At 65.8% G+C, this 11,165-nt stretch carries 9 protein-coding genes; 8 read left to right on the top strand and 1 reads right to left on the bottom strand.

Annotation, left to right across the window (positions count from 1 at the left end):
• Positions 1 to 125: 125 nt before the first annotated feature.
• The 7 genes from murQ to PVE73_RS10130 all read left to right on the top strand — a co-directional run bounded on the left by murQ (position 126) and on the right by PVE73_RS10130 (position 8,414).
• On the top strand, positions 126 to 1,067 hold the full coding sequence (gene murQ, locus PVE73_RS10100) for an N-acetylmuramic acid 6-phosphate etherase (RefSeq protein ID WP_277366811.1): 942 nt from the start codon (positions 126 to 128) through the stop codon (positions 1,065 to 1,067).
• A gap of 69 nt (positions 1,068 to 1,136) precedes the next feature.
• Positions 1,137 to 2,660, top strand: a complete 1,524-nt coding sequence (locus PVE73_RS10105) for an ABC transporter substrate-binding protein (RefSeq protein ID WP_277366812.1) — start codon at positions 1,137 to 1,139, stop codon at positions 2,658 to 2,660.
• A gap of 45 nt (positions 2,661 to 2,705) precedes the next feature.
• On the top strand, positions 2,706 to 3,665 hold the full coding sequence (locus PVE73_RS10110) for an ABC transporter permease (protein WP_277366813.1): 960 nt from the start codon (positions 2,706 to 2,708) through the stop codon (positions 3,663 to 3,665).
• On the top strand, positions 3,665 to 4,504 hold the full coding sequence (locus tag PVE73_RS10115; RefSeq protein ID WP_277366814.1) for an ABC transporter permease: 840 nt from the start codon (positions 3,665 to 3,667) through the stop codon (positions 4,502 to 4,504). The genes PVE73_RS10110 and PVE73_RS10115 overlap by 1 nt, the downstream gene beginning before the upstream one ends.
• Positions 4,501 to 6,243: an ABC transporter ATP-binding protein gene (locus PVE73_RS10120; RefSeq protein WP_277366815.1), complete on the top strand. Its 1,743-nt coding sequence runs from the start codon at positions 4,501 to 4,503 to the stop codon at positions 6,241 to 6,243. Before PVE73_RS10115 ends, PVE73_RS10120 begins: the two co-directional genes overlap by 4 nt.
• A 9-nt stretch (positions 6,244 to 6,252) precedes the next feature.
• Positions 6,253 to 7,290 (top strand): serine hydrolase, encoded by a 1,038-nt coding sequence (locus PVE73_RS10125; protein ID WP_277366816.1) that lies wholly within the window; start codon positions 6,253 to 6,255, stop codon positions 7,288 to 7,290.
• A gap of 2 nt (positions 7,291 to 7,292) precedes the next feature.
• The gene (locus PVE73_RS10130; RefSeq protein WP_277366817.1) at positions 7,293 to 8,414 is read left to right on the top strand and encodes an anhydro-N-acetylmuramic acid kinase; all 1,122 of its coding nucleotides are present in this window, start codon (positions 7,293 to 7,295) and stop codon (positions 8,412 to 8,414) included.
• Position 8,415: 1 nt separating this feature from the next.
• Here the strand turns inward: PVE73_RS10130 and PVE73_RS10135 are convergent, their stop codons facing one another.
• A complete protein-coding gene (locus tag PVE73_RS10135) occupies positions 8,416 to 8,841 on the bottom strand; it encodes a GNAT family N-acetyltransferase (protein ID WP_277366818.1) in 426 nt (141 codons plus the stop codon).
• Between the two features lie 181 nt (positions 8,842 to 9,022).
• Between PVE73_RS10135 and PVE73_RS10140 the strand changes: the two genes are divergently transcribed.
• On the top strand, positions 9,023 to 11,080 hold the full coding sequence (locus tag PVE73_RS10140; protein ID WP_277366819.1) for a M3 family metallopeptidase: 2,058 nt from the start codon (positions 9,023 to 9,025) through the stop codon (positions 11,078 to 11,080).
• The last annotated feature ends 85 nt before the right edge of the window (positions 11,081 to 11,165 follow it).

An 11,165-nucleotide genomic window follows, 5' to 3' on the forward strand; every position in this document is an offset into this window, starting at 1 on the left:
TTATATTCCTAATTTCGGTTGACGTTGTGAATGGAAAATTCTAGAATCTTAACAAAATGGAAAGAGACCGCGGGGCCGGCCTGCGGGAGCCGTCCAAACAGCGGCAGTTTCCTGAGAGCGAGCAGATGACCGAACAGGGATTGATATCCGAGCTGGAACGGCTTGTTTCGGAGGGCCGGAACCCCAGGACGATGGATATCGACCTGTTGCCGACCGTCGAGGTCCTGCGCAAAATCAACAATGAAGACAAGGCTGTCGCCGAGGCCGTTGAGAAAGTGATTCCGGACGTTGCCGCTGCGGTCGATCGGATCGTCGGAGCGTTCCAGAAGGGGGCGCGGCTCATCTATATGGGCGCCGGCACGAGCGGCCGGCTGGGGGTTCTCGACGCGTCGGAATGTCCGCCCACTTTCGGCGTGCCGGAGGAGATGGTCGTCGGCCTGATCGCGGGCGGTCCCGAGGCACTGGTCCGTTCCATAGAAGGCGCCGAGGACGACACGGAAGAGGGGGCCGAGGCGCTGCGGCAGATCGGGCTGAGGGCGGACGACGTGGTGGTCGGCATCGCGGTGAGCGGACGCACGCCCTATGTGATCGGCGGGCTGGGCTATGCCAAGCAGATCGGGGCGACCACGGTTGCCCTTTCCTGCAATCCAGCCTCGATCATCGCCGGCATTGCCGACATCGCCATCTCGCCGGTGGTGGGGCCGGAGGCCCTGACGGGCTCGACGCGGCTGAAGTCGGGCACGGCGCAGAAACTTGTGCTCAACATGCTGTCGACGGCGAGCATGATCCGCATCGGCAAGAGCTACCAGAACCTGATGGTGGACGTGAATCCGAGCAACCGGAAGCTGGTTGCTCGGGCCATCCGCATCGTCATGCAGGCGGCCGGCTGCACGGCGGAAGAGGCAAGGCAGGCGCTCGCCCGGACCGGCAACGACGTGAAGCTGGCCATCCTGGTGGTCATGACCGGCATGGGGCCTGACGAAGCGCAGGAGACGCTCAGGAATGCGGGAGGCTTTCTCCGCAGGGCGATCGGCGACAAAGGCGGTGTGACGCCGCCCAATCATTGATAAGAGGGCCGAGGCCGGCCCGGCGGAACGTAGACGAAAAGTTCGATCCAGAAGGGGAGAGAGACAGAAATGACACGCCACCTTATGACAAAGTTCATTCGCGGCATCGCCGTTGCGGCGATGCTCGGCACGGCGGCGGTTTCGGCGACCGCCAATGCCGCGACGCTGCGCATGGCCTGGGCGCAGGATGCGACCGGCCTCGACCCGCACAAGCAGACGGCCTTCCCCTCGCTGCGGCTCCTGGAACTCGTCTATGAGCCGTTGGTGCGGCTTGACGCCGATCTCCAGATCGGCCCGGCGATCGCGGAATCATGGGAGTTCTCGGCCGACGGCAGGGAATTGACCTTCAAGCTCGACCCCGACGCCAAGTTCCACAACGGCGCGGCGGTGACCGCCGCCGACGTGAAAGTCTCGTTCGAGCGCATCCTGGACGAAGCGACGGGCGCGGTGGCGCGCGCGAACTTCCTTTCGATAGAGGGCATCGAGACGCCGGACGAAGGCACGGTCGTCTTCAAGCTGTCGCAGCCGGACGCGCCGATCCTGACGGCGATGAGCGACATCAACGCGGCCATCGTCCCTGCCAGCGAAGTCGAAGCGGGCTCGATCGGCACGGAGACCGTCGGGTCCGGTCCGTTCAAGCTCGATGAATGGGACCCGAATTCCAAGGCGGTGCTCGACGCCAACGAGGAATGGGCGGGCGGTACGGTCGGCATCGACGGGATCAATATCAGCGTGCTTCCCGACGAGACGGCGATCCTGGCCGCGATGCGCGCCGGCCAGATCGATTTCGCGCTGTTGAACGATCCGCTGGTGGCCACGCTGGTGCCGCGCGAGGCGAGCCTGCAGCTCAACCGCGCGCCGGTGCTGGCCTATCACGTGCTGCAGCTCAACCCCTCGCGCTCGCCGATGACGGAGCTCGGCGTGCGGCAGGCGATCTCCTGCGCCATCGACCGGCAGGAGGTGCTCGACACGGCCTCGCTGGGCGAGGGCAAGGTCACGGGGCCGCTGACGATCCCGGCCTATGCAACCGATCCGAAAGAGCTTTTCTGCTACGAACGCGACATCGAGAAGGCGAAGAAGCTGATGGCAGACGCCGGCCATGCGGACGGCTTCTCGGCCACCGTGATCGCGGCCACCGGCGAGCCGCCCACGGCGGCGGCGGAGGCGCAGGTCATCCAGTCGCAGCTCGCCGAGATCGGCATCGACCTGGACATCAGGATGATGGAGCTCAACGTGTATGTTGACACATGGCTGAAGGGCGATTTCGACATGGCGGTGGCGCTCAATGGCGGCCGGGCGGACCCCTACACCATGTATAACCGCTACTGGACGAAATCCGGCAACCTGCAGCACGTCGCCAACTATATCGACGACACGCTGGACAGCCTTATGCAGCAGGGGCGCGAAGAGACCGATCCGGAGAAGCGCAAGGCGATCTTCGCCGACTTCGAGAAGCACCTGGCGGAGGTCTCGCCGTGGATCTGGCTCTACACCTCCTACGGCTACACCGCGCAGCAGAAGACCGTGCAAGGCTTCGAGCCGAGCCCGACGGGCACCCTGTTCGGCCTCAGCAAGGTGACGATCGGGCAGTAACCGGGGCAGTTTCGGAAACTCCAGCATGCGCATGAGGTGCATCGCATGAACTATCTGGCACGCCGCCTGGCGGCGTTCCCCCTCGTGCTCATTGGCGTGTCCGTGCTCGTCTTCGTCGCCATCCGGCTGGTGCCGGGCGATTCCATCACGGCGATGCTGGGCACGGAGGCGGGGCTGCTGACGCCGGCGCAGCGCGATGCGCTGGCGGCCTATTTCGGCATCGACCAGCCCTGGCTCGTGCAATACTGGCGCTGGGTAACCGGCCTGCTCCAGGGCGACATGGGCATCTCGGTCACCTATGGCAAGCCGGTGCTGGACGTGATCCTGCAGCGTTTCCCACTGACGCTGGAACTCGCGCTGCTTTCGATGTTCATTGCTCTGCTCATGGGAATCCCGGCCGGCATATTCGCGGCGACGCGCAACGAGAGGCCGTCCGATCTCGGCGTGCGCATCATCGCCATGGTCGGGCAGTCGACGCCGAATTTCGTGTTCGGCCTGCTGCTGATCTACATGCTTTCCGCCGGCTTCGGCATCCTGCCCGCCATGGGGGAGTTCGCACCTCTCTGGGAGGACCCGCTGCGCAACCTGAGCCAGCTCATCCTCCCGGCGATCACGCTCGGCTTCGCCTTTGCCGCTTCCGTGACGCGCGTATCGCGTTCGGCCATGCTCGACGTGCTCAACGAAGACTATGTCCGGACCGCACGCAGCAGGGGCGTTTCCGCTCGCGGGGTCATCTGGCGGCACGCCTTTCCCAATGCGCTGATCCCGGTGGTGACGCTGAGCGGCATCGAGTTCGGCTATCTGCTCGGCGGCGCCGTCATCGTCGAGCAGATCTATGCGCTGCCTGGCCTCGGGCGCGTGGTGCTCGATGCGATCCTGCAGCGCGACTATGCGCTGGTGCAGGGGTGCGTGCTGTTCATCGCCTTCAACTTCATGATCGTCAATCTCCTGGTCGACCTCGCCTATGTGGCGCTCGATCCGCGCATCCGGCTGGGTGAACGCTGATGCGTATGCTTAAGGCGATTTTTTCTCACACCAGCGGCAGGATCGGCGGGGCCATCGTGCTCGTCTATTTGGCTGTCGCCGTGCTCGCCATGCTGGGGATCACGCCCCACGACCCGCTGATGCAGTACCGGATCGACCGGCTGCATCCGCCGAGCGCCGTCTACTGGATGGGCACGGACCTCTTCGGCCGGGACGTAGCGAGCCGGCTCATGGAGGGAATTGCACAGTCCTTCACCGTGGGATTCCTCTCGGTCGCTGTCGCCGCGCTCGCCGGTACCGTGCTCGGACTCTTTGCGGCCTGGCTCGGCGGCCGGTGGGACGGCCTCGTGATGCGCATCATGGACGTGTTGCTCGCCTTTCCGGCGATCCTGCTTGCGCTGCTCATCGTCGCCATCGTCGGGCCGGGCACCTGGACCAGCGTTGCGGCCATCGGCATCGTCTACACCCCGATCTTCACGCGCGTGGTGCGCGGGCCCGCGCTTTCGCTCAAGGCGCGCGACTTCGTGGATGCGGCGCGCACCTTCGGGAGCAGCCGGAGCTACATCCTCACACACCACCTGCTCCTCAATCTCGTCGCGCCGCTGACGGTGCAGGTGACGCTCGCGCTCGCATGGGCGCTGCTCACCGAGGCGGGCCTGAGCTTCCTCGGGCTCGGTACTCAGCCGCCGGCCTCTTCGCTCGGCCTCATGCTGAGCGACAGCCGCAACCTCATGGAGACCGCGCCCTGGCTGATGATCTTTCCGGGCCTTGCCATCATGATCAGCATCCTTGGCTTCAATCTTCTGGGCGATGCGCTGCGCGACATTCTCGACCCGAAGACGCGGAGGGCGATGGCATGACGCCGCTTCTTTCGGTATCAAACCTGCGTGTGGGCTTTGGCCGCAAGCCGGAGGAGAACGAGGTCGTTCACGGAGTGAGCTTCGACGTCGCGCCCGGAGAGACGCTCGCCATCGTGGGCGAGAGCGGTTCGGGCAAGTCCGTCACCGCACTCTCGATCAACCGGCTGGTCGATTTCGGCGGCGGGCGCATCCTCGGCGGCTCGATCGACTTCAAGCGGGCGGATGGCAACGCGATCGACCTCGCGACCGCGGCGGAACCGGAACTCACGAAGATCCGGGGTGCGGAGATCGGCATGATCTTCCAGGAGCCGATGACCTCGCTCAACCCGGTGCTGACCATCGGCACGCAGATCGAGGAATCCTTCCGCCTGCATCACGGCCTCACCGGGCGGCAGGCGAAGGCCGCGGCCAAGGACGCGCTCGACCGCGTGCGCATCCCCGATGCGGAGCGACGAATGAAATACTGCCCGAACCAGCTTTCGGGCGGGATGCTGCAGCGCGTGATGATCGCCACCGCCCTTGCCTGCAACCCGCGCCTTCTGATCGCCGACGAGCCGACCACGGCGCTCGACGTGACGGTGCAGGCGCAGATCATGGCCCTCCTTGCCGAGTTGAAGCAGGAGACGGGCATGTCGATGATCTTCATCACGCACGATATCGGCCTCGTCGCCGGCATCGCCGACAAAGTGATGGTGATGCAGGACGGCCAGGCGGTGGAGCAGGGGCATTTGGACCAGATCCTCGACCGACCGCATCACCCCTATACGAAGCACCTGCTGCACGCGGTGCCGCATTTCTCGCGCGGGCAGGCGGTGCGTTCGGATGGTACGCGTGAAAAGGCGGCGGAGCCGGCGCTGGAGGTGGATGGCCTCGTCGTGCGCTTTCCGGTGAAGGGCGGATTCTTCGGCCGGGCGACTGGTGCGGTCCACGCGGTCGACGGCGTGGATTTCGATCTGATGCCGGGCGAGACGCTGGCGATCGTGGGCGAGAGCGGGTCCGGCAAGTCCACCACCGCGCGCGCCATTCTCGGGCTGGTGCATCCGACGCGGGGCACGTTTGCCGCGGGCGCACGGGAGGCATCCGCGGGGCAAAGCCGGCGGCCGGTCCAGATGGTGTTCCAGAACCCCTATGCCTCGCTCAATCCCCGGCTCGCGGTGGAGAGCATCCTCGCGGAGCCGGTGATCGCGGCGGGCGGGCGTGCGGATGGGAAGACGCGGGAACGTATGGCCATGCTGCTCAAGCGCGTGGGCCTGCCGGAGAACAGCCTCGAGCGCTATCCGCACCAGTTCTCGGGCGGTCAGCGGCAGAGGCTCTGCATCGCACGGGCGCTGATGGTCAATCCCTCCGTCGTCGTCCTGGACGAGGCGGTCTCCGCGCTCGACGTCTCGGTGCAGGCGAAGGTGCTGGAACTGCTCGTCGACTTACAGCGTGAATATCGGCTTGCCTATCTCTTCATCTCGCACGACATGGCCGTGGTGGAGCGGATCGCGCATCGCGTCGCCGTCATCTATGACGGCCAGATCGTCGAGATCGGCGATGCGGCGTCGGTATTGTCCGAGCCGCAGCATCCTTATACGAAGAAGCTGATCTCGGCGGTTCCCACCATCGACCGCCGCCGCGAACACTTTGAACTGGATACGCGCCAGGTGCCGTCGCTCATGCGCCCATTGGGCTTCGAGCCCGAACTTGCCGCCTGGAAGGAATGCGGGCCCGATCACCGGGTCCGGGCGGATGCCTAGGAGACCGGAATGAGCAAAGGCGGCGAGCAGCAGGCTTCCTCACCGGAACTCGCCCGGCTCATCGACCATGCGTTCCAGCCGCTGGAAGAGGCGGTCGCAACCCGCCGCATTCCCGGAGGCGTGCTCGGTATCGTGGAGCGCAACCGCGGGCGGGCCGTGCGCGCGGCGGGTCTCGCGCAGCGCGTGCCGAAGGTGCGGCCGATGCAGGCGGACACGATTTTCGACCTCGCCTCGCTGACGAAGGTCGTCTTCACGGCGCCGCGCATCCTGGCGCTTGCGGATGAAGGGGAGATCGATCTCGACGCTCCGCTCATCTCGGTGATGCCGGACCTGCGGCAATACGATCAGAACGCATGGGAGCGGAAGGTTACCTTCCGCCAGTGCCTGGGGCATCAGACGCCGTTTCCCGCGGTCGAGCCGATCTATACCTATGGGCAGGATCCGAACCTGTTGCGCGCCTTCGTCCTGCAGCGGGAATGGCGGGCCGGGCCTCCCGTCTATTCCGATATCAATTTCATCCTGCTCGGCATCGCGCTGGAGCGGATTTCGGGGAAGACGATCCGGCAGATGGAACCGGGCCCGGGCTTCGCCTTTTCCGCCGATCCCGACAAGGCGGCGGCGACCGAGCACTGCACCTGGCGCGGGCGTGTGCTTTCCGGCGAGGTGCATGACGAGAACTGCTTTGCCTTGCAAGGCTCCGGCCATGCGGGCCTCTTCGGGCCGGCGGCAGCGGTTCTCGATTTCGCGCAAGGCTTGCTCGATGGCGGCGGTGCCTCAAAGCGCGCGGTAGAACTGATGCGCACGCCCCTGTCCCAGACCCGCACCCACGGCTGGGAGCGGCCCTACGAAGGCTGGTCCGGTGGTAATCTCTGCGGCCCGGAGACGATCGGGCATACCGGCTTCACCGGTACCGGGCTCTGGATCGACTTCGACAAGGGCAGGGCCTGGACGCTGCTTACCAACCGGGTCCATCCGACGCGACATTTCGACAGCGGCATCCTCTCGCTCCGCCAGGCGGTGGGCGACCTCATCAACGCAGGATTCTGATCATGGAACCAATCTGGGCCGTGGGCCTGATGACCGGCACGGTGCTCGACGGCAACATCGATGTGGCGCTGATCAAGACCGATGGCGAGCGGATCCAGGATTACGGAACCTACACGCTGGCGCCCTATCCGCAGGCGATCCGGTCTCTCCTGGAGGAGACGCTGCGGCAGGCGCGGGTGTGGAATTTCGAAGGCCCCGAGCCCGCGATCTTCCGCGAGGCAGAGGAGGCGCTGACCCGTGCCCAGTCCGCGGCGGTGAAGGAGCTGGTCGAGAGTTACGGCATGCGCATGAGCGAGATCGGCGTGGTGGGCTTCCATGGCCAGACAGTGCTGCACCGCGCTCCGCAGAAGGGCAGGCTCGGCCAGACGCGGCAGCTCGGTGACGGCGAGCTCATGCATTCGCTGCTCGGCACGAAGGTGGTCTACGACTTCCGCACCGCCGACATGCAGGCAGGCGGGCAGGGGGCACCGCTTTCGGCTTCCTACCACGTGGCGATGCTGCGGAGCTCGGATGTCGGCGGCGACGGTGACACCGCGATCCTCAATCTGGGCGGCGTCGCGAATGTCACCTGGTGGGGCGGGGGCGACGATTTCGTGGCCTTTGATACCGGGCCGGCCAATGCGCCGCTCAACGACTTCATCAAGACGAAGGGTCTCGGCGAGATGGACCGCGACGGCGCGATCTCGGCGGCGGGAAAGGTGGACGAGGCGCGGCTCGCCAAGCTGCTCGAACATCCCTACCTTTCAGCACCCTATCCCAAGTCGCTCGACCGTTTCGATTTCGGGGCGGAGATGGCGGAGGGGCTCGGCGCCGAGGATGGCGCGGCGACGCTCGCGGCCTTCACGGCTTCCGCCGTGGGCAAGGGGCTTGATCTCCTGCCGCGCCGGCCGAAGCGGCTGGTGGTGAGCGGCGGCGGCCGGCACAACCCGACCATCATGGCGATGCTTGCAAGCCGGACCGGCGTGGAGGCCGTGCCGGCGGAAGCGCTGGGGTGGAGCGGCGACGCGGTGGAGGCGCAGTGCTTCGCGTTTCTCGCCGTGCGCGTGCTGCGTGGCCTACCGATCAGCTTCCCCGGCACGACCGGCGTCCCCGAGCCGATGCGCGGTGGGCGAATCGCGGGATAGATCAGCCCGTCAACTTCTTCTGAAGAAAGATGCGGCTCCGGCCCATCGGGAAGTCCTGAAGCTCGCCGAAGGGTTCGTAGCCCTGGCGCCGATAGGTTTTCGCGGCTTTCGGGTTGAAGGTGTCGATGAAGGCACCGTGGCAACCTCTTGCAACGGACTCCTTTTCCGCCGCCTGCAGCATCCTGCCGGCCATGCCTTGACCGCGCAGTTTTTCATCGACCCAGAGCCACTGCACGTAGAGCCAGCCCCAGGCCGTGTAGCCCGAAATGCCGGCCAGGATCGTGCCGTCCTCGCCGCGCACGAAGACGGCGAGCGGCTTCTTTTGCGACGGTCCCACATCGCCGTCGTTGAAGGCCGCGAGGCGCTCTCCCAGAAAGGCGAGTTCCCGCGGATCGGGCTCGGCCGTCGTTTCGATCACCGTGTTCATCGGACCGTCCGGAAGGATGTGACTGCGGGCATGTGCGGCTGACCGTATGGGGACAGCTTTAGCATCTCGCATGCCGACGAGGTGACATCAAGACGGGTTCGAGTGGTTGCGCGGCCGCGCGGTCGCGCCTAAATCGGGTGTTGCTTCATTTCTCCCCGTCCTTCCGCATCGCGAGGTTTCCATGGCTTCATCCTCATCGGCGGTCGATCTTTCGACCGGCCCACTCAGCGCCTGGTCCGGCCCTCTGGGCCTGCCGGAATTCGACCGCATCGAGGATTCGGCCTTTGCACCGGCCTTCGACGCCGCACTTGCCGCGCACGAGGCCGAGATCGTGGCCATCGCAGGCAACGGAGAGGAGCCGACCATCGCCAACACGTTGGCCGCGCTGGAACTTTCCGGCAAACCGCTGTCTCGGGTTTCGGCCATCTTCTGGTGCCGCGCGGGCGCGCACACGAACGAGGAGATCCAGAGGCTGGAGCGCGAGATCTCGCCGCGCATGGCCCGCCACTATTCGCGCCTCTTCATGAACGAGGCGCTTTTCGGGCGCATCGACGCGCTCCATGCGAAACGGGGCGCGCTGGGCCTCGACAAGGAAACGGCGCGGGTTCTGGAAAAGACGTGGAAGCGCTTCGTTCATGGCGGCGCCAAGCTCGATGCGGCGGGCAAGGCGCGGCTGGCTGAGATCAACGAGCGGCTCGCCGAGCTTGGCGCCCGCTTCGGCCAGAACGTGCTTTCCGACGAGAGCAAATGGGCGCTCTTCCTCGATGAGGGCGATCTCGGCGGGCTGCCCGCGTCCCTCAGAAGCGCCATGGCGGAAGCGGCCGAAACGCGCGGACAGCCGGGGCGCTACGCCGTCACCCTCTCGCGCTCGATCGCCGAGCCTTTCCTCTCCTTCTCTTCCCGCCGCGACCTGCGCGAAACGGTGCTGGAGGCTTTCGTGCGCCGCGGCGGAAACCCGAACGACGCGAACAACACGGGAATTGTGCGCGAGACACTGAAGCTGCGTGCGGAGAAGGCGAAGCTGCTCGGCTATGACAGCTATGCCGCCTATAAGCTCGACGACACGATGGCGAAAACGCCGGACGCGGTGATGAAGCTACTCGAGCCCGTGTGGGAGAAGGCGCGGGAAAAGGCGGCGGCCGACGAGAAGGAGTTGCAGCGCCTCGCCACGGCCGAGGGGCACAACCATGCAATCGCCGCCTGGGACTGGCGGTATTATTCCGAAAAGCTGCGCGCCGAGCGCTTCGCGCTGGAGGACGGCGCGCTCGAACCCTATCTCGCCCTGGAGAACGTGATCGCCGCTGCCTTCGACGTGGCGGGACGCCTCTTCGGCCTCACCTTCGAGGAGCAGAAGGGCGTGCCCGCTTGGCACGAGGATGTGCGCGTCTTCAAGGTGAGGAATCACGACGGGTCGGAGCGCGGCGTCTTCCTCGCGGATTATTTCAACCGCTCGTCGAAGCGCTCCGGCGCATGGATGAGTTCGTTACGGTCGGGATATAGGCTCGGCGAAGGGCAGAAGCCGATCATCTACAATGTGATGAACTTCGCCAAGCCGCCCAGGGGCAAGCCGGCGCTGCTCTCGGCCGACGATGCGCGCACGCTCTTCCACGAATTCGGCCACGCGCTGCACGGCCTCCTTTCCGATGTCACCTGGCCCTCCATCGCCGGAACGGCCGTGGCACGCGATTTCGTGGAGCTTCCATCGCAGCTCTTCGAGCACTGGTTCGGCGTGCCGCAGGTGCTTGCCGAGCACGCACGCCATGTGGAAACCGGCGAGCCGATGCCGGCGGAGCTCCTGGAGAAGATCAGGGCCGCGCGCAATTTCGGCGCCGGCTTCGCAACGGTCGAGTTCACCGCGTCAGCGCTCGTCGACATGGCCTTCCATGCGAGCGGAGAAGCGCCGGAAGAGCCGCTGCGCTTCGAGGCCGAGGTGCTGGAGAAACTGAGCAAACCCGCGGCCATCCCGATGCGCCACGCCACGCCGCATTTCCTCCACGTCTTCTCGGGAGACGGCTATTCGGCGGGCTATTATTCCTATCTCTGGTCGGAGGTGCTCGACGCCGATGCTTTCCGCGCCTTCGAGGAAGCAGGCGATCCGTTCGATCCCGAGACCGCGGAGAAGCTGCGCCGATTCATCTATTCCAGCGGCGGCTCGGCCGATCCGGAAGAGCTGTACAAGGCGTTTCGTGGCCGGCTGCCCAGTCCCGACGCCATGATGGAGAAGAAAGGGCTGGTCTGAACGCAAGGCGTGGTGCAATGGACAGGGGAGCCGGCGGCGGGATCGGTCAATGTCAGCCCGCCCGGAGTGCACCGAGCGGAGGGCG

Origin of the sequence: Chelativorans sp. AA-79, assembly GCF_029457495.1 — a bacterium.
Classification (GTDB): Bacteria; Pseudomonadota; Alphaproteobacteria; order Rhizobiales; family Rhizobiaceae; genus Chelativorans.

Coding starts and splice junctions, on each gene's coding strand:
- PVE73_RS10105 (WP_277366812.1), top strand. CDS start 1,137: ATGACACGCCACCTTATGACAAAGTTCATTCGCGGCATCGCCGTTGCG.
- PVE73_RS10110 (WP_277366813.1), top strand. CDS start 2,706: ATGAACTATCTGGCACGCCGCCTGGCGGCGTTCCCCCTCGTGCTCATT.
- PVE73_RS10120 (WP_277366815.1), top strand. CDS start 4,501: ATGACGCCGCTTCTTTCGGTATCAAACCTGCGTGTGGGCTTTGGCCGC.
- PVE73_RS10135 (WP_277366818.1), bottom strand. CDS start 8,841: ATGAACACGGTGATCGAAACGACGGCCGAGCCCGATCCGCGGGAACTC.
- PVE73_RS10140 (WP_277366819.1), top strand. CDS start 9,023: ATGGCTTCATCCTCATCGGCGGTCGATCTTTCGACCGGCCCACTCAGC.
- PVE73_RS10130 (WP_277366817.1), top strand. CDS start 7,293: ATGGAACCAATCTGGGCCGTGGGCCTGATGACCGGCACGGTGCTCGAC.
- murQ (WP_277366811.1), top strand. CDS start 126: ATGACCGAACAGGGATTGATATCCGAGCTGGAACGGCTTGTTTCGGAG.
- PVE73_RS10115 (WP_277366814.1), top strand. CDS start 3,665: ATGCGTATGCTTAAGGCGATTTTTTCTCACACCAGCGGCAGGATCGGC.
- PVE73_RS10125 (WP_277366816.1), top strand. CDS start 6,253: ATGAGCAAAGGCGGCGAGCAGCAGGCTTCCTCACCGGAACTCGCCCGG.